Raw genomic sequence first — 21,480 nt, 5'->3', positions numbered from 1 at the left:
GACGCAAATGTTCAACGCAGCCCATTCCGCCCGCACCACCACTTTCGGCCGTGGTGCCAAGATCATCCGCGCTCGCGGCAACGAGCCGCTGACGCTGGACGAGATCGCGGTAGCAACGCCATCGGTTTTCGCGATCGAGAAGCACAGCAGCCGCAGCGAGCGCTACACCTACATCCCGACCAGCGACGTTGTTCGCGGCTTGCAGAAGGAAGGCTTTCAGCCCTTCGAGGTTCGGCAAGGAGGCAGCAAGATTGCCGACAAGAAGGACTTCACCAAGCACATGATCCGCTTCCGTCACGCTGGCGTGCGGGCCCTTCCGGACAGCCATCGCGAAGTGATCCTTGTCAACTCTCACGACGGCACCAGCAGCTACCAGATGTTTGACGGCGTGTTCCGCATTGTGTGCTGCAATGGCCTGATCATGGCGGACGACAACGGAATGGACGCGATCAAAATCCCCCACAAGGGCGATATCGTCGGCAAGGTTATCGATGCCGCCTATACCGTGATCGAGAAGGGACAGCATGTCGGCGGCTTGATCGAGCACATTCGCTCAATCGACCTTCGCCCGGCAGAGCAGGAAGCTTTCGCCGAGGCAGCCCGCGAACTCCGGTTCGAGGAAGGCGCAGCCGATCAGCTCGCCCCTGCCCTCATCAATCAGGCCCGCCGCCGCGACGACGTTGGCAACGACCTTTGGAAGACGTTCAACCGGGTACAGGAGAACCTTGTTAAGGGAGGCGTCACCTACAACCACACCAACGCGAACAACATGGTTTCGCGTCGGAGCATCCGTCCCGTCAACAGCATCGACGGGAACGTATCCCTCAACCGCGCCCTCTGGACGCTCACAGCCCGGATGGCAGAGATCAAGGCGGCTGCCTAAGCCAGCCATGCCGAACGACAGCCCAAACCCCGCCACTCAAAGGCGGGGTTTCTTGTCATAGGACAGGAGACCCTATAGGCTCCCCTTGAGGAGAATCGACAATGAGCCGCCGAACCGCACCACTGACGGATAACCGGCTTGCCGCGAGGCGGAGCGTAAACGCGCCTCGCGCCGCTCCGATTGGAGAACGTTAACCAATGACAGGCGAAGAATTTGACAACGGCCTGACAAAGATAGGGCTTTCGCAGCGTCACGCCGGCAAAATCCGATTCTTCGGCGTTGGCGAGCGCCAAATCCGGAAATGGATTGCCGACGAGGCACCCATTCCCGAGAGCGCGACGCACCTCTTGCGCGTCATGATCAAATACAAGATCAGCGTCGAAGACGTGGAAAAGCTGGCGAAGCGTTAGAGCAGCCCAACAGCAAGCGCGGTGCAGAGCACCAGCACCGCGCCAACCGTCACCGTGACCACAAGCCCCGCCAAAATCGTACAGCCCCACCCGTTCATGACGCGCTCAGTTCGGTGAAATATGCGTGATGCGTGCCGCCCTTGGCATCGACCACCACCGCGAAATCTTGCGCGCCGTAGCGGCGGACCACGCTGAAAACCTTCCCCTCGAAAGGCTCAACCCAACGAGTCTTCACCCTCACGGCATCGCCGGGAGTGAACGGAAACTCGACCTCAACAGCAGGCATCAGGCCCTCCCCTTCGCGAGCAAGGCCCGCCGCCGCCGCTCTCGCATCTTCCGCCGCCGTCGGTTGACGGCTTTGAGATGCTTCGCAAAGCGTGTCAGATCATCTTTGCTTTTGAGCAGATCGGCAGCGGCCCCGTTGGGAAATATGATGGCACTTGGCGATTTAGCGGGCTCCCCATCGTCCTCGCTACCTACGGCCAGCATGCAGGAATTACTACCCGAAACCGCCCCCTCCTGTAAGGGCCAATTGTCTTCTGGCAATTGCAACGGCGCATTGTCGTTATTGAGATCAATTGCAATTGCGTCCAGCAGCCTATTGATCCGCTCATAAGCAGTGACGCGATTCCATCCCTCTTTCCGGCATTTCTCCGAGAACGATCGACCGCTCACCCGGCAGCGCACGAACGCCCAGAGCAATTGTCTGAATTGATCACTCTCAATTCGCGTCGCCGACCATTCCAAGACCTGTTCAAATCGCGAGATCGCCGCCGAGGATGGAGGAATGCGGCTCAATCGCAATTCGCGCTCCTCCGCCAGCCGCTTTGTCCCCCACCCGCTCATTTCCTCGAATGTGTGGAGATAGCCAGGCCAAAAGCCGCTTTTCCCGCCGAGGCGCATTCCCCCCGGCATTCGCCACTCAGTATCCGCCGCCTCGACAAATCGAGCGCGGACCAATTCCCGAGTCCAATTGCTCATTGCAGCGTTCCGATACGCTCAATCTTGACTTCGCCCGATCGAAGCCCATCAACCGCCGCTTCGATATCGCCCTCATACGCATTCAGAATTGAGAACGTCATTTCGATTGCGTTCGAGAACACCACCCGCGGCGCGGCCGAGAACACTTCCAAGAACAATTCTTCGAGCGGATGATCCAGCGGCGCACCGCCGCGAATTTCTTTCAGCCGATCGCGGCCAGCGTCGTTGATCGTGTAAGCCTTACTCATATCAGCCTGCCTTGCTCATCTGGAGCGAACTGACCGCGCAGCCGCTCAAACAAGATCGTGGATACCCCTGCGCGTGGTTGCGCGGCCCGCCTGTTGGCCTTCGCCGACTCGTGGACCTCAGCAAGGTCTATGCCGTCCATCGCATCCAGCAGCGCGCTACCGAACCATGAGGGATGTGCGAGGAGGAGATCGGAAACCGCCCAAATCACGGGCGCGACCAACTGCCTTTTGTTGTTCCCGGTCTCAACAATCACGATCAGAACCGAGCGCAAATGTTCAGGCCCGTGCTCGCGCAGGATTCTTTCCAGCGTGTTGACCGCGCATGTCTCCATCGGCTCGCGTTGCTTCGTGACCGGGACGAGCCGCACGCCCATTTCGTCGCAGATGTTGGCCAACTCGGGATAGGGAGTCATTGCGTCACCAGCCTGCCGGCGTCTTCCGCGTCGAGAAGCACATACCGGGAATTGCTTTCGATATATTTCATATCGACGCGACCCTTGACGCCCGTTCCCTCGAAACGAACTTTGCGAACATAGATATTCGTGACGTTGTGCCGCGTCGGATCAGTGTCCACCACAATCAAATGATCCGGCTTGTTGATCCAACCCGCAGAGCCGTCGATATCGTACCCGTTCGGCGTTCTTACCTTGCCCCTGTCCGCAACGTCCTTTGTCGGATGTGCGATGATGTAGATCGCCAGACCGTAGCGGATTGCCAGCTTGCGAAGCATCCGCAGCGCGCGGTTGATATACTCCGTCGTCGACTCGCCGCGATGCTTCGCATGTTCGACTTCGTTCCATGGATCAAGCGCAAAAACCCGAATGCCGTATCTCATCACGGCATCAATCACTCGCTCTCGAATCCATTCGAGTGTTAGATCGTCGTCGTTATCGTCCACCACGTCGTGGTCAATGAAATAGAAGTGATCATTGATCCAGGCATCCGCGCGCCGCAGATATTCCGGATCAAGGCGCTCGACCTCCGCACCTGTGATGATGCGGCGAAATTTGTCCCGCAGTTGCGGCACCACAGGCATTTCGGGCGAGAAGATCGCAGCCCGCCAGCCATACATGCGGGCGAAGTTCGCAAACAGGTTTGAAACCCATGTGGATTTGCCCGAACCCGGCAAGCCAGTAACGACCGTAAACGACGGAAAGAATGGCTTATAAAGCTCATCCAGCGTTTGCCAGCCCGTCAGGTAGGTTTGTATAGGAGGCCGGTCCGGATAGTCCGCGAGGCTGTAAAGCCCCTTGAGAGGGTACGGCTTAGCATTCTCCAAAACGGCACGAGCCGCATCCGGCCCGTGATTCATCAGGACTTCGTTAAGGTCCTTGCAGCCATCCGGATAAATAACGAACAGGCAGCGCGACGCACCGAGCCTGCGCACAAGCTCCTCTGCCAGATATTTCCCGTTCGTGTCGTTGTCCACCGCAATGATGAATTTGCGGATTTTCTTCAACCGCTCTCGGTTGACCCACATGAACTCGAATTTGCCTTTCGAGTCGTCTATCGGTTCGGTCGCCTTCGCCTCGCGATCCGTTGGCGGATTCGGCGCACCATCGGGCACTGACACCGAGAGCGGGAAACCCACATCGATAGCCGTCAGCAGATCCGGCTCCCCCTCAACAATCGTCAAGGCGTTCGTGCCGTCCCAGAGCGAGGGATCATCCAGCACGTCACCGTTGATGAATGTCCGCTTGCCGCCCGGCTTCTGGAAAAAGAACTTTTTCGGTCCGCGGTACTTCTCGCCCACGACCTCATCATTCTCAATGATCGGGAACACGAGAATGTTGCCCGCACCATCGGGCTCGACGTGATCGATAATCCGTTGCCCGCGCTCATCCTGCCCGTAGACGCAGCGGCCGGAATAGAAGCCGAGCCGCATCGCCGTCTCCGGATTCAGCCCGCGCTTTTCGAGCGCAGCAACCGCGGCAGGCCCCAACTCATGGGAGATCATCGATAGTAGTCCTGAATTGAACGCTTCGGCGCGGCCGGGACTTCTTTCTTCCATGTCCCCTTACCAGACGGACGCGCGCCCCTTGACTCCTCGAAGAATGCGCCGCCCTGGTTCGGACAATGGTTGCAGAAGAACTGCACGCCTTCATCGTCAACCTTGACGCTCAAGCAACGAGCGTTCTTTTTCTTCCGCTTGGGCGAGCATTCCGGGCATGTCGTATAGAACTGCCCGAAACGCTTCGCACCGCCGCGAGGCTCAGTAATCCGGAACTCCCGCAGGATATCGGAAACCGTCCGCACGGCTGACCCGTCAGAAATTGCCCTCGATTGTGTTTTCGGCCATCAGAGCCTCCGGTCGAACTCAGTCGGCGTAGAAGGCCGCGCGTCGCGGCTACGAAACTCGACTTGATTGTTTACCCACGTTCGCCACGCGGCTTTCCAATCGGCGTATTGCTCACCGCGCGAGATGTTTCGATCGCGGAACCGTTCCCACATGCGGGAGATATCGGCGTGAGTGAAATTGCGAACCATCGCGAATTCGATCATCTCGCTTTCGAGCGAGAACCGCTCGGGCCAAGTCGTCTTCACCTTCTTCGGCCGCCCGGTTGGCGTCGTCGTTTGTGCCTTCGCCGCCTTCAACGCCTTGCCTTGCACGCCGAACTTCATCGCGAGCGTGACAGCCTCGTAAGCCTCATCCGCGCGTAGGCCGCGCTCGACCAGAAGCCCAATCAACTCGCCAACCGTCTTGACTTCATCGACCTTCATGCTTCACCTATCACCCGCACGGTCACAGCCACCAACGGCGCTTCGCCGTACACCTTCTCGAATGAGCCGCGCACGATTTGCGCGTCATCCAGAAACACCACTTCGTTGCAAGCATCCGTCCACGCCTTCACCACGTTATCGGCGTCAGGCTTCTTCGCCGGCATCAGTTGCCCGGCGAGCGCGAGAGCGCGCTTTTTCTTCGACCAGCTCGCAGGCACCGGAAACACCGCGCGCAGATGAAACTCGACAGGGGCCGCGAGCGGAGCCTGCCCGGCCATGACTTCCATCGCCGCCGTGCGGATCATGCCCTCATAGGTGCGCGTCCTTTCCGGCGTGTAGTGACCGACACCCATCTTGCCCGTCTTCTTGCTCTTGTATCCGAACGCACGCGCCCGGCCCTTCGCCTGCGGTGTCCCCGCAAGCTGGATCATGATTTCAGGCGGCATGTGGGACCGCCTTCGTTTTCAGGAAGTAGCCCCGGCCCCACACCGTTCCGATTTCAAGATCATCGACTCCGCTATCGCGAAGCTTCTTTCGAATCTTCGAGATCATCACATCGATAATCTTCGGATCAGGCCCGCCGTTTGGATCATTCCAATAAAGAGCATCCATCAGACGATCTTTCGTCGCGACGCGGCCAATAGAGCGACCCGACCACAGCGCTTCAAACAAGGTTGCCTCGCTTGCCGTGAATGTCACTCTGTAGCGCGGCCCGATCAGCGTATTGCTCTGCACGTTGAACACAACACCATCAATGTGCAGCTTGCCCCCGCAACAGGGACACACACCCTGTTGCACCTCAACATCTTGCATCGACCATTCTCCGGACTCGCGGGAGCCAGTTCGACACCTGAAATTCGCGAAGCCTCATCAGCCCCGCGATTTCATTCGTGCTCAAACCCCGCTTCCACAGCGCGAGCATCACACCTTCATCGGCGATCGTGATTTCGCGGACGAAAACGATAGGCTCTTTCCGAGCCGCTTTCTTAGTCCTTCCCCAGATCATCGTCGGACATCGGCAAATCGGGTTGATCCTTATCGGCCTTCGCTGGCGCGCGTTCGCCGATATAGATTTCGGGATTAGCCAACACGAGAATCGCGGCGGAAGGACCGTGCTCCGCAAGCTTCTGGATGTTCTCGACCAGCGCCGAGGTTTGCAGTTCGAGCTTGATGCCGTCCTTCACCGTCCACTTGTGGACGCCCACGACGATAAAGGGAAAGCCCTGACGCGCCATGATGCCCGCCGTCTTGCGGACAGCCATCGTTGCCGTTTTCGCAATCGCGTCGATGTGTTCTTGTTGCTCATCTTCGGCGAGCATCGCCCACGGCACTTGAATTGATCTAACGTGCGTCAACAGCGCATCGCGGATATCGCCCGAGAGCGTCTCCGCTTCCGCCATGTCGATCAAGGTTTCGGTCGGAATCGTCGCCTCGACCACGGGCGTTTGTTCAGCGTCCTTTTTCTTTGCCATTTCATTTCCCCTTTTCAGGCTTGCAACGCGGCAGTGTTAATCACTGCTTGCGTGAGCATTGCGCGGAGATCGGCGCGCGACATCTTCGGCATCTTTGGCATTCGCGCCCGGTGGAGGGCGGATGTTTTGCTCACCGCCTTTTTCAGCTTCTCAGCTTTGCGCCGAGCACGCCGCCTCGCCTTCTTCAATCGGTCGCGCTCGCGGCGCGCTTCCAACTGTTCTTCCGTCATGGTCCGTGTCGCTCCTCGATCTTCGCGCGTTCAGCAACCCAACGCGCAATCAACGCATCGACCGAGACTTTTTCGGCCTGCGCGATCCTCCTCACCAGCGCAGCGACATCAGGAGTCATCTTGCGCAGGATTCTCATTTCGTTGTTTTGGCCTAGCTTCCGCATTCGCGTTTGCGGAAGATAGTTGAGCACCGTCGTATGCGTCCGGTGCAGCGCTCGCGCGATTGCCGCGACACTCATCCCTTCGGCCAGCATACGCTCTGCAATCTTGACTCGCGCCTCGACCAAATGCAGTTGGCGAGAACCGCCGAGCACATCATCCCTGTGCAGCCACAACTCTTTGCAGACATCGGCGATTAACTTCCGCGCATAGGCGGGGCTTAGGTGTCGCCGCTCCTCATGAACCGAGGATGGCGACACACCCGGTGCGCGCATGAACGCCCTGCGCTCGACCAGCGTCATGACTGACGCCGCGGCCGATACGCGATGCCAGAATGATAGGCACAGTACGGCTCACCTTCGCCGCGCGCCGGCAGACCACAGAAGCGAAATTCCGACGTCGGAGTGGCATGCGGCTGGCACTCGAATTTGCACATGCCCGGCCGCAGTTCGAGGAAAGGCACATACAGCGGCTCGACCGGCACAACGGACACCGGCTTAACCTCGCCGCGAAACTCGTACCCGTGCGGAATCTCAAAGCCGATGCGGTTCATCTTCGCGAGGAGCGCCGACCGACTTAGGTCGATGCCTTCGAGCTTCAGACGGTTCGAGATTTCCTGCGCGGAGAACTTGTGAAACAGCGCCTTGACGCGCTCGACAAGTTCATCACTCCACACCGGCAACGCTATCGTTTCACCCACGGTTGAAAACTCCCGGACTGTTTGCAGAGTCACAGCTACGCCCCGGCCAGGACACGCCCGGCCGTACTCAGCACTGAATTTTCAGGAGGTGCCGACTATGCGGCGTCGTCGATTCCGTCCGCAGGCGGCGGAATGCTCTGCTTGTAGGCGACCCACCAAGGTGGGCTTGCGCCATCCATCACCGCGTCAAGAAACAGATGACCGTCATCGCTCTTTAAGAGCGCCGCCAGCGCTTCGGCGTGCATGGGGCTACTGTTCTTTACCCAATAGCGAGCACCACGATCAGACACGCCCGTAAGATCGTGCAGAGCCCAATCCGGTTTCGGCCAGAGCTTCACCGCAACATGCATCAAAGAGGCTGTCAGCGCGGAGAAGCGACGATCGCGGCGGCGCTTCCGGAACGCTGTTTCCGATAAAGCGCTTGATAACTCGCTGCTTGTATTTCTTACTAAATCCATAACAGCGCTCCCATTGAACCGACCGCAAAGAGACAAACGGAAAGGGAAGCGGCGCAAACACGCGTAACAGGAGTCCGGAGCCATGAAATCACGAGACAGGAACCAGATAGTTTACTTGCCAAATTTGTTGCCTTCCGCTTGCATCCAAACGGGACGAAGGGAGCAACCCAGGCACTACCAAAATGAAACGCAACACGCCCGATACGTTTGGGCTGCCGGAGTATTTTACGACCGATGTAGCCGCGGAAATCGACGGTTCGAACGTTCGCATCGCTTGCGGAGATCGCCGATGGGGCGAACTCCATTGGCTCTTCGTCAAAATCATCCCCGCCGACCGAATCCCGTACCTGATCGGGGAATTGCAGAAGATCGCCGCCTGCATCACGGATTTGGCAAAGCCCGTCCATTAGCGCGCAACCTTTCCCCTCAGATGCAGAAAGTCATTCGGCGTAACCACGCCCTTTGACCACTTGTGAAACGCAACGAGAGTCGGCCAATCCGGACGGCTCTTGCCCCTCCGAATTCGACTGATTGACGGCCGAGACACGCCGGTTTCTTCCGAGACCGCCAAGTCTTTCAGGCCGCGCTTCGCCATGTACGTGGAGAGATGCATGCCGATGATGTACGATAACAGTACATCCTTTGCAATGGCGAACTGTACAACGAGGCTAATACACACGCGAATGTTAGTGACGCATGCTGTACATATGGAAGAGAAGAAACGGCGGCAGCGAAAGCAGCGCCAGACCACCACGCGGCGCAAGTTCCGGAAAACCTATTTCCGCGAATGGCGAATGTACCGCGACCTCACCCTTGAGGCCGCCGCCGAGCAGATCGGCGATTATCTGCGCGAGCACGAGTACGCGACCGGTTACACCTACGCCACGTTGGGCCGGCTGGAGCGCGGACTCATCGGCTACACTCAGATGGTCCTCGAAGCGATGGCCCACATCTACCGAACTGACGAACCGTCGCTCATCACGCGCGACCCGGATGACTCAGAGGGTATGTGGGCTATCTGGCAAAAAATGCAGAGCGCCGACCGCCGCAAACTCGTGGAGATCGCTAAGACGCTCAGCGAGGAGCCGTAAGCGCCGCAACTTGTGCAAAAATTGCACAAGTTCGCCCGGCTTCGATTTCAACGGCTTAGCCATAGATTCCCTATCCGTATGACTCCCTAACTCTATTTCGAGTTGTTCAACCATATTTTCTATTCTTGAAGCTGAGTTCAGATCGGCGCATCCCCAAAGACCCCCAACCCCCTACGGAAAGATTCCGTAGGAAGGTCGGGAGTCGCGGGCAACAACCTGAATCTTGAGACGAGTCGGTTGCAGAGCCCCAAGACAGCCTCTCGACTGCCTGTCCTCAGTTTCCTAGCCGCACCGTAGGACTTTCGACCCCCGCGCGCTCCGTCCCTGCTAGGCGAGCCCCGACGCTTCCGCGCCCCGGCAAAGTTATGACGGCCCCCACGACTCGGGGGGACATGATGATTCCCGACCGAAAATGTACGCGTCAAGCATGATTGCTCACAGAGTCTTGTACATTAAACGCCAATTCGCCACTTGCGGCTTTAGTACTTTTAACGCACGTAAGGCGGCGAGAGCACGGCGCAACCCCGCGCCGCGCGAGTTGGAGGCAGGCATGGCAATCGGGAAGCAAGCGGATCAGGGCCGCTCGCCCTACAAGAAGAAAAACAAGAAGCCCTTCCAGTACAGCGAGACCTATCGGCGCTGGAAGTCGGCCATCATGGCCGGTCACGACAACGCGGCGCGTGAGCTTGCCGCAGAGCATCACCGGAAGTTCGTCGGTAATCAAAATTTCGAGCGCGCAGCCAATCTGCAACGTGGAGCGGAGTAGTGCCGTGCTCGATATCATCCGCAAACATGTCTTCCATATTTCCGGCGAAACAATTCTGACCGGCCTCGATCCTGAAAGCGGCCACTACATCGCTTTCCAAAACGAAGCCCCGGAAATCCGCGGCGAAGGCCGCACCCGGCTCGAAGCCATCGCCGATCTTGGCGAGAAGTCGGACCAAGAGCGCGAGCGCGAAGAAATCGACATGCAGGCGATGACTTTCGACCACATGCGCGACCTTCGCAAGCACGGCTAACAGCCAACCTCACATCACGACATCACCGCGCCGACGCATTGCCGACGCACGCCCGAACTCACCCCAGAGAAACCGCTGTGCAAAACGACGCGCGAAAAAAATGGCTCAACAAATTGCTTTGGCGGCTTGCGGCTATCGCCGTGACCACCCTGCTCTGGCTGGCAATTTTCAAACTCATAGGGACGGCGCGATGAACGACTACGCCTTTGCGTGCGTGATGGCGTTCGTCGGCGCCTTTCTCATCCTCTCTTACTTGGTGTGACCATGAACACTCAAACTCTCCCGACCGTAGGGCCAACTTCGACGCTGGCGACGCCGCAGAACGAGAGCACCGCCATGATGCTCATGATCGAGCGCGCCGCGCGCGATCCTTCTGTCGATATTGAGAAGATGAAACAGCTTATGGAAATGCTCAAGGCCGTACAGGCCGAGGAGGCCGAGGCTGCTTTCAACACGGCGATGGCAGACGTTCAATCTCAGATCAAGCGCATCGTCGCCGACAAAGACAACACTCAAACCAAGAGCAAATATGCGAGCTATGCCGCGATGGATCGCGCGATTAAGCCGATCTACACCGGTGCCGGGTTCGCGATTTCCTTCAATGAAGACGTTGGCGCGGCCGGCCCGGATATGGTTCGCGTGCTCGCCTACGTGACGCACACCGCGCCTGGCGCGAAGCGCAGCCACACCCGCATCTATAACACCGACGTTCCCGCCGACGGCAAGGGAGCGAAGGGCGGCGACGTGATGACCAAGACGCACGCGCACATGAGCGGTGTCACCTATGGCAAGCGTGGCCTTCTCGGAATGATCTTCAACCTTGCCATTGGCAATGACGACGACGGCAACGCAGCCGGCGACACCGACGCCCAGGCGATCACGGTCCAGCACCTGAAGGAACTGCGCGCTCTCATTGTCGAGGTGAAGGCGGACGAGGCGAAGGTTTGCAAAGCCTGCCGAGTAGACGCGCTCGAAGACTTGACCGTGAAACTCTACCAGCAGGCCAAAGCAAAGCTGGAATCCATGAGGAGTCCGCTGTGAGCACCGCGCTTGTGAACATCGACGTTCTGACGCCCGAGAAGGTTTTCGCCAGCACCGGCAGCGTCGAGGAAGTCATCTGCAAACTCGAAAACGATGTTCGGGCGATGGAAAAGCCCGGCATCGACACGAAGGCCGCGCGCGATGAATTGGCATCGCTCGCCTACAAGATCACGCGCTCGAAAACCGCTCTCGACGACATGGGCAAGGAATACGTTGCCGAATTGAAGAAGAAGGCTGGCGAGGTTGACGAAAAACGCCGCCTGATACGGTCACGCATCGACGCGCTTAAAGAAGAAGTCCGCAAGCCCCTCACCGATTGGGAGGACGCGGAGAAAGCGCGCACCGACGCCCACGATGAAGCGATGGCGGAAATTCTTGGCCTGTCCGAATTTTCGGTCCTGTCCGAGTCGTCGGACGCCATCAAACAGCGCATTGCGCGCGTTGCGGCGCTTGCTGGACGCGATTGGGAAGAATACGCGGACAAGGCAGCCGTCACCATCGAAGACGCGCAGGCGAGGCTTACAAACGCCCTAACGATCGCGACGAAGCGCGAGGATGAAGCCGCCGAGTTGGTGCGCCTGCGCGCCGAGGCGGCAGAGCGAGCGCAGAAAGATCGTGAGGACGCGATTGCCCGCGAGGCGGCCGACAAGGCCCGCAAGGAAGCCGAGGCGCGGAACGCCGCGGCCGTCGCCGAGATCATGAGGCGCGCAGAGGCCGAGAAGGCCGAAGCCAACCAGCGCGCACACGAAGCCACGGCGAAACTTTCGGAAGCCCTTCACGAGCAGCAGCAGACGCGGCAGCGCACCACGGCGGCCGCAGGCGGCAAGGCCAGCGCGCACCGCGCCAAGATCAATCGCTCGGCAATGGAAGCATTCATGAAATGCGGCATTGCCGACGCCGATGCAAAGCAAGTGGTGACACTGATTGCCCAAGGAAAAATCCCGGCAGTCACCATCAACTACTGAGAGGCAAGCCATGATCGACGTTTTGAACTGGATCGGGGATCATCCGATCCTGTCTGTGATCCTCGCAATCATCGTATGCGGGAATGCCGCGACGGTCGCGAGAGTAATCGCCAGGGCGCTGATCCGTTGAACACAGCAGAAGCGCTCGACGCAGCGGAAACGCTGCAATGGATGCGGGATGTTTTCAGAGTCGCCCCGAAGCAAGGGCGAATCCTCTGGAAAGTACCCCCGAAGAACCACCCGAATTTGCTCGGCACGATGGCCGGCACAATCGGCCGGCAGCCGGACAGCAAAGCCTATGTCCGCATCAAGAAGGACAGACGGCTCGTCAAGCGAAGCTGGCTGATTTTTCTCTGGGCAAACGGCAAGTGGCCGGACGCCCCCATCATCGACCATCGCGACGGCAATTCGCTCAATGACGCGGATTGGAATCTTCGCGAGGCGACCTCGAAACAAAACAACTGGAACCACAAGTCGCGGCGGAAACAGTCGGAACTACCGATGGGCATTCGGAAATTGCGATCAGGCAGTTTTCAAGCGCGCATCACCGTCAACGAGGTGGATATCACGCTCGGGGCATTCCCGACCGTTGACGCCGCAGTGGAAGCCTACACGACGAAGCGAAAGGAATTGTTCGGTGACTTCGCTTGAAACAAACATCCACATGGTGGAGCAAGGTTCGGCTGAGTGGAAAGCGCTCCGTTGCGGCAAGGTGACCGCATCGCGCATTCCGGACGTTTTCGCCAAAATCAAATCTGGCGGATGGGGCGCGAGCCGAGCGAACTACAAAGCAGAGCTTATCCTTGAGCGCCTGACCGGCAAGCCCTACGAGGGTTATCACTCGAAGGATATGGAAACCGGTCAACTGCTCGAACCGGCTGCCCGCGCAGAATATGAACTGCGCAATCGCTGCGATGTTCAGCAAATCGGCTTTGTCGATCATCCGACCATTCCGAACGCTGGCGCATCGGCAGACGGACTCGTTGGCGCTGACGGCTTCAGCGAGTTCAAGTGCCCGAAGCCCGCAACGCACCTCGAATATATCACTGGCGGCGTGCTGCCGAGCACATATGAGCCGCAGATCATGTGGAATTTCGCGTGCAATCAGCGGCGCGTTTGGTGCGACTTCTGTTCGTTCAACCCGGACTTCCCTCCGCAGATGCAGCTTTTCGTTTTCCGCGTGTTGCGCGACGAAAGCCGCATCCGCGTCTTGGAACAAGGCGTGCGCGAGTTCTTGCGCGAGGTCGATATCGAGACCGAAACACTGCGCCGGAAGTATTTCGGAAAAGCAGCATGAGCCGCGCCGCCTTTACCATCATGTCGTCTATCGACCGCCAGAAGGCAGTCGAGTTGATCGCGAGAGCGCCGCTTGGCGCATTCTTCGACCTTCGCGAGTCGACACGATCGCGCGAACAAAACAACCTCATGTGGCAACGTCTTACCGAACTGTCCCAACAACTCGAATGGGGCGGCTTCAGGCTGGAACCTGACGACTGGAAAGACGTGATGACGGCCGGGCTGCGCCGCGCCCGCGTCGTGCCGAATATTGACGGCGACGGCTTTGTGCAGATCGGCTTGCACACATCGAAATTGACGACGCCCGAAATGACAGCGCTGCTCGACCTCATGAGCGCTTTCGGGGCCAATCACAATGTGACGTTTCGAGACGAACAAGAATCGTCTGAGGATTCACCATCAACGGCTGCCACCAACGATGAACCTCAGACGACGGCACTCGCGGACGCCGCGGGGAATAGCGGAGATGCGTCCGCGGGTGCCACCAATTCGGACTTTCCGCCGTCGCTGCTCTCTGACGATTGGCGGTACGTCTATCTGCAATGCCTGTCAGGCGTGCGGGACAAGGCCGAGTCCCTGCACACCCGGCACGCCCAGGCCATGCAGATGATAGGCGGCGAGCCCACAGCGCGGGAGAAGGCTTGGATGCGCCTAGCGTGGCGGCTGGTGAAGCGACGCAACGAAGGTGAATTGGAAGTCGGCGAGTTCGATCAGGGGCTCAGAGACCTTCTAAACGGCCCGCTGCCACCCGAGCCGAGGCCGGATTGATGACATGGCGCGCAGCCTCAAAGGGGAATGGATTGGCAAGACCGACGACAGCCGGCCGCCCGCGCATGTCCGCCTTCGCATCTTCGATCGATACCACGGCATTTGCCACTGGTCGAAACGAGAGATCAGACCCGGCGACGAATGGGACGTGGATCACATCATCGCCCTGATCAACAAGGGCGAGAATCGCGAAAGCAACATGGCCCCTATCCTGCGCGGCAAGCCGCACAAGGAAAAGACCGCGCGAGACGTTGCGGAGAAATCGAGGGTGTACCGCAAGCGCGCGGCACATCTCGGATTGAAGAAACCCAAGAGGAAACTTCAGGGCCGCGGTTTCGAGAAGCGTCCGCGACAAAACCACGCTTCGACACCCGTCAACAAATGGCGGGGCTTCTAGGAGACAACATGAGCAAAGATTTTCTTACGTCGCGGCAACTCAGAATCGACGGATGGGTTCGCGATGCTTTGGTGACGACTCTCGAATTGTTGGAGAGCGGCAAGATGAAGCACACGCAAACCGATGACGTTCGGTACGAGCGCGTTCCTATGGTCGATCGTCAGTTTTCCCACGACTTCAACATGGGCGAATGGAATTTCTCGCACGAATGCGGCTCGATTTGCTGCATCGGCGGCACCGCCGAGCTTTTGAGCGGTCGCGGACCCCACACGATCAGCACCACCCAAACCAGTGAGCTTCACGAGCTTTTCTATCCCGATGACATCGAGACGTTCTATGCGGACATCACACCGGCACAAGCCGGGCAAGCCCTCCGAAACTACCTGACGACGGGCGAAGCCAAATGGATGGTCGTTCTTGGCGAAGTCGAATTGGAGGACTGAAAATGTCGAACGACTTTCTCTCTGCCGAAGCACTCGGAATCCAGCCGTGGGTACGGGATGGCCTCGTCGAAGTCCTTAAGCTGTTTGATGCCGGAAAGATGATCCACGTCCACGTTGACCACGTTCCGCTAAACCGCGTGAAAATTGCCACCCACAAACTCAGCTACGAGTTCAACATGGCCCGGTGGATGGCAAAGACCGAATGCGGGACCGTCGCCTGCATTGGCGGCACCGTCGAACTGGTCGCGCGAGCCCAACCCGGCACGATGGACGATACCGAGACCGAAGAACTCGAAAACCTGTTCTATCCGCCGCGCGTCGGCGACTATTCCAAGATCACGACGCATCAGGCCAAGCAGGCACTCCGCAACTATCTCACGATCGGCCGCTCCGATTGGGATTCGGTCATGGAGCGCGTCAGTTGAAGAAGGGCGAGACGAGACCGAAGCACGAAGCGGAATTGATCCGCGATATTTCCGAGAAGGTCTATCGCGAGCAATTGGGCGAGGACGACACCCGCCGCATGATCGAGAAGGACGGCGACGGCGGCAACAAACTGCGCGCCCGCGCCATGCAGTACGACCAGCTTACCCGGACCTATCTCAAGGTCTTGCAGATCGCGCCCGGTTAAGCATGACCATCACACTTGCGGCGGCGATGGCCCTAGCCTTCCTGCTCTACCTCGCAATTTGGGGAATACGATGAGCGACCACGAAGAAGAATTGAAAGCGCTGCGCTCACGGCTCGAAGCCGTCGGCGCGCTTGAACAGGAGTGGCGCGAGCGTGGGAGAACTGCGCGGCACCACTGCGGACACGTCTACTCGATTTGCGCCAGCAAGCTTTACGTGGCGCTCAACGGAGGTTGTTCAAATGGAAAACCCGATTCTACAGCAGCTTGACCGCCAGCAGCGCCGAATGCTTCTCAGCACAGAGAAGACAATGCGCGATGCCGGCGTGTGGGGCGAGTGGGAAACGGTGCACTTTCCCCGAGGCAGTGTAGGCGACAGTTGGGCCGCCGAATTTCAGACCGCACACCGCAACAAGGTCTTTTGCGTCCTCGACAGGACGCTATCGCCGAGCGGCGTGCGTCACCTCGCCGTGACATCGCTTTCCGGCATTCGGCCGACATGGCACGAGATGCAGCGGATCAAAAACGAGATCGCGGGACATGGCGCGACCGCCGTTGAACTCTATCCGCCGCAAGCCGAAGTCGTGGACGAGGCGGATATGTACCACATTTGGGTAACGGTGCTGCCGATGCCGTTTTCCCTTTCGCCCGTCCGCTGGAATCCGAATGTGTGACCACGTTCCCGAGGAAATCGTGGAGTGTGGCGCCTGTGGCGGTGAGGGCTGCATTCCGAGGACGATCTACGTCTACGAGAACGGTTGCGGCTTTTCGCACCCGGACGTTGTTGAAGATCGCTGCGAAGCATGCGGCGGCGTTGGTTGGTTTTTGAGAGAAGCGGAAGGCGACAAAGATGGCGACGGACACGAACCCTGCTATGAGCCGCATTGACCGCGAGGGCGGTTGGAATGCCGAGCGCATGGACCGCGTTGACGCCTCGATTGCAAAGCAGTTGCAGGCATCAATCGAGCGCAACGCGCACATGAAAACTCTTCTCGACAAGATGGAAAAAGACCGGGACGCCTTTCGAGAGACGGCAGAGAAGTATCTGGCGCTCGCCGCCGCGAAGTGCCGCGAGACGAACGCCGCGCGGGCCGAGATCGCGACGGTGATTGAGCAGGCCGCCAGGATTGCCGAGATCGGAATGCTTGTGCCCCCGGACGGCGGCTCGCCCACCAATGCCGAGATCGAGCTTTGCCACAGGATCGCAGCGGCAATCCGCTGTCTTGCGTAAGGCGCCACCATGACAAGCCTACCCGTACGAACAGCCTTAAGCGCGGCAGATGACCAGATCATCCCGCCAGAGGTTCGCGCCGCCTTCGACGGCGAGCCGCATCTTACGATGCCAAAACTTGCCAAGGTCATGAAAATGGACCTCAAAACGCTCTCCCGACATCGTGAGGCGCAAAATCTTCCGGTGCATATAAAGGGAACCGGAACGGAGCGGCGACACTACGTCTGCACGCTTGGCGACGTCATCGAGTTCTATCGCCGCACGGGTTCAGCATGTCAGTCTTCCGCGTCAAAAATTCTCCCTACTACCAGTTCGATTTCCAGATTGACCGTCATCGGTTCTACGGGTCCACAAAAGAGACCAATGAACGTAAGGCGAAGGATTTCGAGAAGGCGAAGCAAGCTGAAGCTAAGCGACTCGTCGAGCAGGCCATCAAGGCCGGACGAAAGCCGATGACCGTAGGGGTCGCGTGCGACCGATGGTGGAATGAAATCGGCCGCCACGGCAGCGATCCCGACATCGAACGCGCCCTGGAATGGCTAAAGGGACAACTCGGGCCGCAGACGCATCTACACGATATCAATGACGACATGATTTCGCTGGCCACAGAGGCGCGCCGGCAGCACGTCATGAAGGCCGGTCGAGACAGCAAGGGCAAGCAACTTTATCGGCCGATATCAAACCGCACGATTAACAAAACCGTCCCGTCGCTTCTCCGACGCGTCATGAACAAAGCTCGGAAGAAATGGAGCGTGACGATCTTCAATGAGCCCGATTGGAAGCAACACTTCCTGCAGGAGCGCAAGCGGCCGGTGCGTGAGATCAGCTACGCCGAGGATGCCGCCTTGGACGAGGTCGAGAGCCGTGAATATGCCGAGCTACGCGAGTTCGCCGAGATCATGGGATTGCGGCGGAAGGAAATGCTGCTGACTTGGACGCAGGTCAATTTCGACCAGTCCACGATCGCCATCATCGGCAAGGGCGGGGTGCCGGCCATCCTCCCCCTCACCCGCCGCGCCTACGAAATTCTGTGGGGATTGCGGGGGAACCACAAGATGCACGTCTTTACGTTCGTCGCGCAGCGCACGCGGGTATGCCCTAAGACCAAGCGCGAGTTCGTCAAGGGCGAGCGCTACCCGATGACCTATTACGGCATCGGAACCAACAGGCGCCGTAAATGGCTTAAGGCGGGCGTGGACGCCCGTTTGCACGACACGCGCCACACGACCGGCCAGCGGACTTTGCGCACCACGGGCAACCTAAAACTCGTCCAAACCCTGTTGCGGCATACCGAGATCAGGACGACTGCGCGGTTCTATACAGACACCACCATGACCGATCTGCGGGCCGGGATGGAAAGCACCGAGTCCCAGAAAAAATCCCAGACTCAAAATTTAGCAGCAGATAAACCCTTGGAGGAAAAGGGAAAATAGATGCGTGACTCACGTCTTTCGATTCCGAGGGTCGGGAGTTCGAATCTCTCCGAGCGCGCCAAGCAAAATCAATCACTTACATCCAAAATCCTTCGATATTGCTTCCCAGAAAAAGACCTGGGAAGCGGCCCCAACACGATTCCGACAATCCATACGGGGTGCACAATGCTCCCGCGCCGCCCCCGGCCGAATAGGCCGTCCGGATCAAGTTCGGCCGGGGCGCCGGTTTGAACTTTTGAGGGGTATCCGCGTCTACTTCGTGAGGGACTCGAGGAAGCAGGAGGCCCCCTATGAGCACGGACGACAGCAAGCGCCACGAGAGCGTCATCGAAATCGCGATGCTGCTAGCGGAAAAGAACGGCTATCCCACCGATGCTTGGCGCATGTTTGAACGCCAGGCGGAAGCCACCCTCGCAAGGATGTCAAAGCGTCAGCCGCAAGATTTGGCGGCCTCCTAAGGCGCGGGACCGAAGCCCGCGCCCAGAAGCGTGAACGTCAGGCAGCGGCCCGTTCGGCAAACGCCCTCACCTCGCCCAAGAGCAGTTCCGCGGGCTCGTCGCCGAAAACTTCGTCGTGCTTTTCGATCACGCGCATTCTTACCAATAGGCCGGCAATCGTCGTCACCTCGCGGACGGCCACGCGTCAGCTCTCATGCGGTTGATCGCGAGACGCCCGTATGATTTGGTCCGGTCGTTTGGCGGGGGAACTTACGAATGCAGTTTATGCGTCGCTTTATGTCGCGCTCCTCGATGGAAGAGGAAGTCCCCGCAAGGCCGAACCTCGAGCATTTCGCTTGGCTTCTCAATAGCGCTCCGTCCGCACCGCCAAACCCACTTGCATGCTCGCCTGCCGTAAATCATGGGAACGACCTCCCGTTGGTTGCGCGTGTGATGGCATCCTATAAGAGGTCGTTTGATCGGTACCGTCCGACGACAGAATCTATGTGGGAACGCGACCTCGCGACTATCAAGAAAGAAATCCACGACGCGTTGAATGGATCGAATACCGAAAAAGCGGCGATGATTCTGCGCAATCCAGCCGAGACGACATTCTTCTGGGGCTTCGATGCGATTGCGAAAGCACCGCCTGGCGCCATAGAGCCTCATGAGAACGTCATCAAACAGCTCAACAAATCAGAAAACTGGGAGCCACTCTATTCACTGTGGCTCATGAACGGGTTGACTTCTGTCGCAGAAGCGCTGGGAGCTCGCCGCGTTCCGTACCCCGAAACCGACCCCCATCAAGTGGGCGTGCACGAGAAAACCGCTCAATCTACTGACCAAGTCCTTGATCAGATCGAGGCGGCCCTCACCGTCAAACTAAAGTTTCCGAACCCTTTCCCCGGAGAACTCGGCCTCGCGTCGAGCCGAGGCATAGTTGGCTTCCGCTCGATTCACGCAATCTACCAGGCGTGGCGGATCGCGCAGCTTGCAAAGGGACGGCCAGACTTTAGGGTGATGGAGATCGGCGCTGGCCTCGGGCGCACTGCATATTTCGCGAACATCTTTGGCGTAAAAGACTACACAATTGTCGACATTCCCTTGAGTAATGCAGCTCAGGCCTATTTCCTTGGGCGCGTGCTCGGACCCGATTGCATTCGGGTCAGCGGCGAAGCTGGAAGCGCCCAGATCAACGTCATGTCCGCGTCCGATATCGGACCGAGCGCCGGCCGTTTCGATCTAATCGTCAACATCGATTCGTGGACTGAAATGTCTCGCGACACCGCAGAAGCATATTGGAAGTTCGCGCGGTCAGCGACGAACGCCGTCCTTTCGATCAATCACGAACACAATGGCTTCACGGTCCGCGATCTATATTCAAAAGACGCCGACGTAACTGCGAGACGTTTCCCGTATTGGACGCGGCGAGGTTATGTCGAAGAGTACTTGACCTGGTAGGAATGGCATCGGCCGCTGCGCCGTGGTTCGAGGAAAACGATCCCGAAGGCGCCGCGTTCGAGTACGAGGTATTGGAATAAGCCTCACCATCCATCTCAATTTAGGTAGCGACAAGGTCCTTCAGCTTCAGATCGATCTTTTCTGTGAGGACATTCGCGCGTCCGCGGAAGAGTGGGATCGCACGCAGGGTCAGTCGCCTGCTGCGATCGAGCGGAAGCTGCAACTACTCAATTTCGATCGACATTCGCGAAGCGCGCGCAGACCGGTCCAGGGTAAAGCGCTCCTGCTGTTGCAGGCTGTTCAGGTCGAGTGACCGACTTACGGTAAAAATCCACCTCCCCTTCGGCGAGCGCACGCGAAGATCAGCGCGACCACAAGCGTTCGCTAACCTCAGCTGCCGCACTACTTTACCTATGATTGCAATAGACAAAGATCGCACTTGCAGTGGCGAGTGGTCGCCGGATACACAATGCCCGTTTTTCGGGGCTTCCAATTTAAGAAATAGCATCACGAATGTTCGCCACAAATGACGCGCTGTTCGCGGCATCTTTGCCGCCTGCACTCCCCATTGGTCCGATGACACCACAATGGCTGAGCGACAGTTCAGTCTCCCAGGATCTTAAGGACCAGTGGATCAAAAACGGCTTCTCGATCCTGCGTGGTGCTTATGCACCTAAGCAGATTGCAGCGTAAGCGGAGCTCTGCGGCCCTCTTGAATGGCGCTTGACGCCTATTTTGTTCGCGTGGCGCGTCGCCGCGGTTTCCATGTGTCGGACAACGCGTTGACGGCGGCTTCGAGCGCCTTCCGGTCGACGACGTTGGGATCGAACCGCTCCGGACCCCAGAGGCGCATATGTTCGTGGTCCGGATGGGCGGGGTCTCTGATGGCTTCGAGGTATTCGGCATAACCCGGCGCACCGCCGACGTCTTCCGGAGGACAACGACCGGCGGCCTCGAGCAAGAAGGGAAGTCCCTCCGTCGTGGTGTTCTCGAACCATTTTTCGAGCT

The 21,480-nt window shown here is 58.5% G+C and carries 38 protein-coding genes; 23 read left to right on the top strand and 15 right to left on the bottom strand.

Translation table 11 applies throughout. The features are described 5' to 3' along the window. Positions 1 to 7: 7 nt before the first annotated feature. Together K288_RS0136640 and K288_RS47675 are read left to right on the top strand one after the other, a co-directional pair. On the top strand, positions 8 to 883 hold the full coding sequence (locus K288_RS0136640; protein WP_027583978.1) for a DUF932 domain-containing protein: 876 nt from the start codon (positions 8 to 10) through the stop codon (positions 881 to 883). A gap of 197 nt (positions 884 to 1,080) precedes the next feature. Further along, positions 1,081 to 1,293 (top strand): hypothetical protein, encoded by a 213-nt coding sequence (locus K288_RS47675; protein ID WP_043161652.1) that lies wholly within the window; start codon positions 1,081 to 1,083, stop codon positions 1,291 to 1,293. A 94-nt stretch (positions 1,294 to 1,387) separates the two neighbouring features. Here the strand turns inward: K288_RS47675 and K288_RS0136625 are convergent, their stop codons facing one another. The 13 genes from K288_RS0136625 to K288_RS52925 all read right to left on the bottom strand — a co-directional run bounded on the left by K288_RS0136625 (position 1,388) and on the right by K288_RS52925 (position 8,262). Next, entirely contained in the window at positions 1,388 to 1,579 is a 192-nt protein-coding gene (locus K288_RS0136625) for a hypothetical protein (protein ID WP_027583977.1), read from the bottom strand. Beyond that, positions 1,579 to 2,274 carry a DUF6362 family protein gene (locus tag K288_RS0136620; RefSeq protein WP_027583976.1) on the bottom strand — a complete coding sequence of 232 codons (696 nt, stop codon included), beginning with the start codon at positions 2,272 to 2,274 and terminating at the stop codon, positions 1,579 to 1,581. The genes K288_RS0136625 and K288_RS0136620 overlap by 1 nt, the downstream gene beginning before the upstream one ends. Then, positions 2,271 to 2,522: a hypothetical protein gene (locus tag K288_RS0136615; protein WP_027583975.1), complete on the bottom strand. Its 252-nt coding sequence runs from the start codon at positions 2,520 to 2,522 to the stop codon at positions 2,271 to 2,273. Before K288_RS0136615 ends, K288_RS0136620 begins: the two co-directional genes overlap by 4 nt. Further along, on the bottom strand, positions 2,519 to 2,935 hold the full coding sequence (locus K288_RS47670) for a hypothetical protein (protein WP_043161649.1): 417 nt from the start codon (positions 2,933 to 2,935) through the stop codon (positions 2,519 to 2,521). The genes K288_RS0136615 and K288_RS47670 overlap by 4 nt, the downstream gene beginning before the upstream one ends. Beyond that, a complete protein-coding gene (locus tag K288_RS47665) occupies positions 2,932 to 4,533 on the bottom strand; it encodes an AAA family ATPase (protein WP_244443399.1) in 1,602 nt (533 codons plus the stop codon). Before K288_RS47665 ends, K288_RS47670 begins: the two co-directional genes overlap by 4 nt. Positions 4,534 to 4,820: 287 nt before the next feature. After that, complete coding sequence (locus K288_RS0136595) at positions 4,821 to 5,243, bottom strand: hypothetical protein (RefSeq protein WP_027583973.1); 423 nt, start codon at positions 5,241 to 5,243, stop codon at positions 4,821 to 4,823. Further along, complete coding sequence (locus K288_RS0136590) at positions 5,240 to 5,689, bottom strand: RusA family crossover junction endodeoxyribonuclease (protein WP_027583972.1); 450 nt, start codon at positions 5,687 to 5,689, stop codon at positions 5,240 to 5,242. The genes K288_RS0136595 and K288_RS0136590 overlap by 4 nt, the downstream gene beginning before the upstream one ends. Beyond that, positions 5,679 to 6,056, bottom strand: a complete 378-nt coding sequence (locus K288_RS47660; RefSeq protein ID WP_084800005.1) for a winged helix-turn-helix domain-containing protein — start codon at positions 6,054 to 6,056, stop codon at positions 5,679 to 5,681. Before K288_RS47660 ends, K288_RS0136590 begins: the two co-directional genes overlap by 11 nt. Positions 6,057 to 6,229: 173 nt before the next feature. Next, positions 6,230 to 6,715, bottom strand: a complete 486-nt coding sequence (locus tag K288_RS0136575) for a hypothetical protein (RefSeq protein WP_027583970.1) — start codon at positions 6,713 to 6,715, stop codon at positions 6,230 to 6,232. Positions 6,716 to 6,729: 14 nt separating this feature from the next. Next, entirely contained in the window at positions 6,730 to 6,945 is a 216-nt protein-coding gene (locus K288_RS0136570; RefSeq protein ID WP_027583969.1) for a hypothetical protein, read from the bottom strand. After that, entirely contained in the window at positions 6,942 to 7,406 is a 465-nt protein-coding gene (locus K288_RS0136565) for a helix-turn-helix domain-containing protein (RefSeq protein ID WP_027583968.1), read from the bottom strand. The genes K288_RS0136570 and K288_RS0136565 overlap by 4 nt, the downstream gene beginning before the upstream one ends. Next, positions 7,403 to 7,837: a GcrA family cell cycle regulator gene (locus tag K288_RS55105; protein WP_244443398.1), complete on the bottom strand. Its 435-nt coding sequence runs from the start codon at positions 7,835 to 7,837 to the stop codon at positions 7,403 to 7,405. Before K288_RS55105 ends, K288_RS0136565 begins: the two co-directional genes overlap by 4 nt. 62 nt (positions 7,838 to 7,899) lie before the next feature. After that, positions 7,900 to 8,262, bottom strand: coding sequence for a hypothetical protein (locus tag K288_RS52925; RefSeq protein ID WP_152535842.1), 363 nt, complete (start codon positions 8,260 to 8,262; stop codon positions 7,900 to 7,902). A gap of 182 nt (positions 8,263 to 8,444) precedes the next feature. Here K288_RS52925 and K288_RS0136550 point away from each other — a divergent pair, with 182 nt between their 5' ends. The 19 genes from K288_RS0136550 (at position 8,445) to K288_RS54320 (ending at position 19,032) form a co-directional block, all read left to right on the top strand. Continuing rightward, complete coding sequence (locus tag K288_RS0136550) at positions 8,445 to 8,672, top strand: hypothetical protein (RefSeq protein WP_027583966.1); 228 nt, start codon at positions 8,445 to 8,447, stop codon at positions 8,670 to 8,672. 297 nt (positions 8,673 to 8,969) lie between these two features. After that, the gene (locus K288_RS0136540) at positions 8,970 to 9,353 is read left to right on the top strand and encodes a helix-turn-helix transcriptional regulator (protein WP_027583965.1); all 384 of its coding nucleotides are present in this window, start codon (positions 8,970 to 8,972) and stop codon (positions 9,351 to 9,353) included. Positions 9,354 to 9,903: 550 nt separating this feature from the next. Next, complete coding sequence (locus tag K288_RS0136535) at positions 9,904 to 10,119, top strand: hypothetical protein (RefSeq protein ID WP_027583964.1); 216 nt, start codon at positions 9,904 to 9,906, stop codon at positions 10,117 to 10,119. Between the two features lie 4 nt (positions 10,120 to 10,123). Beyond that, positions 10,124 to 10,372, top strand: a complete 249-nt coding sequence (locus tag K288_RS0136530) for a hypothetical protein (protein WP_027583963.1) — start codon at positions 10,124 to 10,126, stop codon at positions 10,370 to 10,372. 100 nt (positions 10,373 to 10,472) lie between these two features. Beyond that, the gene (locus K288_RS53800; protein ID WP_160169045.1) at positions 10,473 to 10,634 is read left to right on the top strand and encodes a hypothetical protein; all 162 of its coding nucleotides are present in this window, start codon (positions 10,473 to 10,475) and stop codon (positions 10,632 to 10,634) included. A 74-nt stretch (positions 10,635 to 10,708) separates the two neighbouring features. Further along, on the top strand, positions 10,709 to 11,413 hold the full coding sequence (locus K288_RS47650; protein ID WP_160169044.1) for an ERF family protein: 705 nt from the start codon (positions 10,709 to 10,711) through the stop codon (positions 11,411 to 11,413). Then, positions 11,410 to 12,378: a hypothetical protein gene (locus K288_RS0136515; RefSeq protein WP_027583962.1), complete on the top strand. Its 969-nt coding sequence runs from the start codon at positions 11,410 to 11,412 to the stop codon at positions 12,376 to 12,378. The genes K288_RS47650 and K288_RS0136515 overlap by 4 nt, the downstream gene beginning before the upstream one ends. Positions 12,379 to 12,504: 126 nt before the next feature. Further along, on the top strand, positions 12,505 to 13,029 hold the full coding sequence (locus tag K288_RS47645) for an HNH endonuclease (RefSeq protein WP_160169043.1): 525 nt from the start codon (positions 12,505 to 12,507) through the stop codon (positions 13,027 to 13,029). Continuing rightward, the gene (locus K288_RS0136500) at positions 13,016 to 13,675 is read left to right on the top strand and encodes a lambda exonuclease family protein (protein WP_244443397.1); all 660 of its coding nucleotides are present in this window, start codon (positions 13,016 to 13,018) and stop codon (positions 13,673 to 13,675) included. Before K288_RS47645 ends, K288_RS0136500 begins: the two co-directional genes overlap by 14 nt. Continuing rightward, the gene (locus tag K288_RS49890) at positions 13,672 to 14,442 is read left to right on the top strand and encodes a recombination protein NinB (RefSeq protein ID WP_051334937.1); all 771 of its coding nucleotides are present in this window, start codon (positions 13,672 to 13,674) and stop codon (positions 14,440 to 14,442) included. Before K288_RS0136500 ends, K288_RS49890 begins: the two co-directional genes overlap by 4 nt. 4 nt (positions 14,443 to 14,446) lie before the next feature. Then, entirely contained in the window at positions 14,447 to 14,839 is a 393-nt protein-coding gene (locus tag K288_RS0136490) for a restriction endonuclease (RefSeq protein WP_043161647.1), read from the top strand. A gap of 8 nt (positions 14,840 to 14,847) precedes the next feature. After that, positions 14,848 to 15,282, top strand: coding sequence for a hypothetical protein (locus tag K288_RS0136485; protein WP_027583959.1), 435 nt, complete (start codon positions 14,848 to 14,850; stop codon positions 15,280 to 15,282). A 2-nt stretch (positions 15,283 to 15,284) separates the two neighbouring features. Then, the gene (locus tag K288_RS0136480) at positions 15,285 to 15,707 is read left to right on the top strand and encodes a hypothetical protein (RefSeq protein WP_027583958.1); all 423 of its coding nucleotides are present in this window, start codon (positions 15,285 to 15,287) and stop codon (positions 15,705 to 15,707) included. Continuing rightward, a complete protein-coding gene (locus K288_RS0136475; protein ID WP_027583957.1) occupies positions 15,704 to 15,913 on the top strand; it encodes a hypothetical protein in 210 nt (69 codons plus the stop codon). The genes K288_RS0136480 and K288_RS0136475 overlap by 4 nt, the downstream gene beginning before the upstream one ends. Positions 15,914 to 15,983: 70 nt before the next feature. After that, positions 15,984 to 16,181 carry a hypothetical protein gene (locus tag K288_RS54325; RefSeq protein ID WP_201449779.1) on the top strand — a complete coding sequence of 66 codons (198 nt, stop codon included), beginning with the start codon at positions 15,984 to 15,986 and terminating at the stop codon, positions 16,179 to 16,181. Beyond that, complete coding sequence (locus tag K288_RS0136470) at positions 16,153 to 16,584, top strand: hypothetical protein (RefSeq protein WP_027583956.1); 432 nt, start codon at positions 16,153 to 16,155, stop codon at positions 16,582 to 16,584. Before K288_RS54325 ends, K288_RS0136470 begins: the two co-directional genes overlap by 29 nt. Before the next feature lie 176 nt (positions 16,585 to 16,760). Further along, on the top strand, positions 16,761 to 17,141 hold the full coding sequence (locus tag K288_RS0136465; RefSeq protein WP_027583955.1) for a hypothetical protein: 381 nt from the start codon (positions 16,761 to 16,763) through the stop codon (positions 17,139 to 17,141). A 272-nt stretch (positions 17,142 to 17,413) separates the two neighbouring features. Beyond that, on the top strand, positions 17,414 to 18,574 hold the full coding sequence (locus K288_RS0136455; protein WP_027583954.1) for a tyrosine-type recombinase/integrase: 1,161 nt from the start codon (positions 17,414 to 17,416) through the stop codon (positions 18,572 to 18,574). 290 nt (positions 18,575 to 18,864) lie between these two features. Continuing rightward, positions 18,865 to 19,032, top strand: a complete 168-nt coding sequence (locus K288_RS54320; protein WP_201449777.1) for a hypothetical protein — start codon at positions 18,865 to 18,867, stop codon at positions 19,030 to 19,032. Positions 19,033 to 19,069: 37 nt separating this feature from the next. On the opposite strand, the gene K288_RS53795 is transcribed toward K288_RS54320, so the two are convergent. Beyond that, entirely contained in the window at positions 19,070 to 19,213 is a 144-nt protein-coding gene (locus K288_RS53795) for a hypothetical protein (protein ID WP_160169042.1), read from the bottom strand. Positions 19,214 to 19,515: 302 nt separating this feature from the next. On the opposite strand from K288_RS53795, the gene K288_RS0136440 reads away from it, so the two are divergent. Then, the gene (locus tag K288_RS0136440; protein WP_027583953.1) at positions 19,516 to 20,472 is read left to right on the top strand and encodes a putative sugar O-methyltransferase; all 957 of its coding nucleotides are present in this window, start codon (positions 19,516 to 19,518) and stop codon (positions 20,470 to 20,472) included. 513 nt (positions 20,473 to 20,985) lie between these two features. Further along, the gene (locus K288_RS0136430) at positions 20,986 to 21,165 is read left to right on the top strand and encodes a hypothetical protein (protein WP_027583952.1); all 180 of its coding nucleotides are present in this window, start codon (positions 20,986 to 20,988) and stop codon (positions 21,163 to 21,165) included. A gap of 37 nt (positions 21,166 to 21,202) precedes the next feature. On the opposite strand, the gene K288_RS0136425 is transcribed toward K288_RS0136430, so the two are convergent. Next, the coding region (locus K288_RS0136425; protein ID WP_027583951.1) for a plasmid pRiA4b ORF-3 family protein at positions 21,203 to 21,480 on the bottom strand (278 nt) is incomplete at its 5' end.

It is taken from the genome of Bradyrhizobium sp. Ai1a-2 (genome assembly GCF_000426245.1).
Lineage (GTDB): Bacteria > Pseudomonadota > Alphaproteobacteria > Rhizobiales > Xanthobacteraceae > Bradyrhizobium.
Note: the sequence above shows the minus strand (reverse complement) of the source record. Positions and strands in the feature narration are given on the sequence as shown.

Excerpts from the sequence above, each read along its gene's own strand:
- K288_RS0136640 (WP_027583978.1), top strand. The coding sequence starts at position 8 with ATGTTCAACGCAGCCCATTCCGCCCGCACCACCACTTTCGGCCGTGGT.
- K288_RS47675 (WP_043161652.1), top strand. The coding sequence starts at position 1,081 with ATGACAGGCGAAGAATTTGACAACGGCCTGACAAAGATAGGGCTTTCG.
- K288_RS0136625 (WP_027583977.1), bottom strand. The coding sequence starts at position 1,579 with ATGCCTGCTGTTGAGGTCGAGTTTCCGTTCACTCCCGGCGATGCCGTG.
- K288_RS0136620 (WP_027583976.1), bottom strand. The coding sequence starts at position 2,274 with ATGAGCAATTGGACTCGGGAATTGGTCCGCGCTCGATTTGTCGAGGCG.
- K288_RS0136615 (WP_027583975.1), bottom strand. The coding sequence starts at position 2,522 with ATGAGTAAGGCTTACACGATCAACGACGCTGGCCGCGATCGGCTGAAA.
- K288_RS47670 (WP_043161649.1), bottom strand. The coding sequence starts at position 2,935 with ATGACTCCCTATCCCGAGTTGGCCAACATCTGCGACGAAATGGGCGTG.
- K288_RS47665 (WP_244443399.1), bottom strand. The coding sequence starts at position 4,533 with ATGGAAGAAAGAAGTCCCGGCCGCGCCGAAGCGTTCAATTCAGGACTA.
- K288_RS0136595 (WP_027583973.1), bottom strand. The coding sequence starts at position 5,243 with ATGAAGGTCGATGAAGTCAAGACGGTTGGCGAGTTGATTGGGCTTCTG.
- K288_RS0136590 (WP_027583972.1), bottom strand. The coding sequence starts at position 5,689 with ATGCCGCCTGAAATCATGATCCAGCTTGCGGGGACACCGCAGGCGAAG.
- K288_RS47660 (WP_084800005.1), bottom strand. The coding sequence starts at position 6,056 with ATGCAAGATGTTGAGGTGCAACAGGGTGTGTGTCCCTGTTGCGGGGGC.
- K288_RS0136575 (WP_027583970.1), bottom strand. The coding sequence starts at position 6,715 with ATGGCAAAGAAAAAGGACGCTGAACAAACGCCCGTGGTCGAGGCGACG.
- K288_RS0136570 (WP_027583969.1), bottom strand. The coding sequence starts at position 6,945 with ATGACGGAAGAACAGTTGGAAGCGCGCCGCGAGCGCGACCGATTGAAG.
- K288_RS0136565 (WP_027583968.1), bottom strand. The coding sequence starts at position 7,406 with ATGACGCTGGTCGAGCGCAGGGCGTTCATGCGCGCACCGGGTGTGTCG.
- K288_RS52925 (WP_152535842.1), bottom strand. The coding sequence starts at position 8,262 with ATGGATTTAGTAAGAAATACAAGCAGCGAGTTATCAAGCGCTTTATCG.
- K288_RS0136550 (WP_027583966.1), top strand. The coding sequence starts at position 8,445 with ATGAAACGCAACACGCCCGATACGTTTGGGCTGCCGGAGTATTTTACG.
- K288_RS0136540 (WP_027583965.1), top strand. The coding sequence starts at position 8,970 with ATGGAAGAGAAGAAACGGCGGCAGCGAAAGCAGCGCCAGACCACCACG.
- K288_RS0136535 (WP_027583964.1), top strand. The coding sequence starts at position 9,904 with ATGGCAATCGGGAAGCAAGCGGATCAGGGCCGCTCGCCCTACAAGAAG.
- K288_RS53800 (WP_160169045.1), top strand. The coding sequence starts at position 10,473 with ATGGCTCAACAAATTGCTTTGGCGGCTTGCGGCTATCGCCGTGACCAC.
- K288_RS47650 (WP_160169044.1), top strand. The coding sequence starts at position 10,709 with ATGATGCTCATGATCGAGCGCGCCGCGCGCGATCCTTCTGTCGATATT.
- K288_RS49890 (WP_051334937.1), top strand. The coding sequence starts at position 13,672 with ATGAGCCGCGCCGCCTTTACCATCATGTCGTCTATCGACCGCCAGAAG.
- K288_RS0136490 (WP_043161647.1), top strand. The coding sequence starts at position 14,447 with ATGGCGCGCAGCCTCAAAGGGGAATGGATTGGCAAGACCGACGACAGC.
- K288_RS0136485 (WP_027583959.1), top strand. The coding sequence starts at position 14,848 with ATGAGCAAAGATTTTCTTACGTCGCGGCAACTCAGAATCGACGGATGG.
- K288_RS0136480 (WP_027583958.1), top strand. The coding sequence starts at position 15,285 with ATGTCGAACGACTTTCTCTCTGCCGAAGCACTCGGAATCCAGCCGTGG.
- K288_RS54325 (WP_201449779.1), top strand. The coding sequence starts at position 15,984 with ATGAGCGACCACGAAGAAGAATTGAAAGCGCTGCGCTCACGGCTCGAA.
- K288_RS0136470 (WP_027583956.1), top strand. The coding sequence starts at position 16,153 with ATGGAAAACCCGATTCTACAGCAGCTTGACCGCCAGCAGCGCCGAATG.
- K288_RS0136465 (WP_027583955.1), top strand. The coding sequence starts at position 16,761 with ATGGCGACGGACACGAACCCTGCTATGAGCCGCATTGACCGCGAGGGC.
- K288_RS0136455 (WP_027583954.1), top strand. The coding sequence starts at position 17,414 with ATGTCAGTCTTCCGCGTCAAAAATTCTCCCTACTACCAGTTCGATTTC.
- K288_RS54320 (WP_201449777.1), top strand. The coding sequence starts at position 18,865 with ATGAGCACGGACGACAGCAAGCGCCACGAGAGCGTCATCGAAATCGCG.
- K288_RS0136440 (WP_027583953.1), top strand. The coding sequence starts at position 19,516 with ATGTGGGAACGCGACCTCGCGACTATCAAGAAAGAAATCCACGACGCG.
- K288_RS0136430 (WP_027583952.1), top strand. The coding sequence starts at position 20,986 with ATGTTCGCCACAAATGACGCGCTGTTCGCGGCATCTTTGCCGCCTGCA.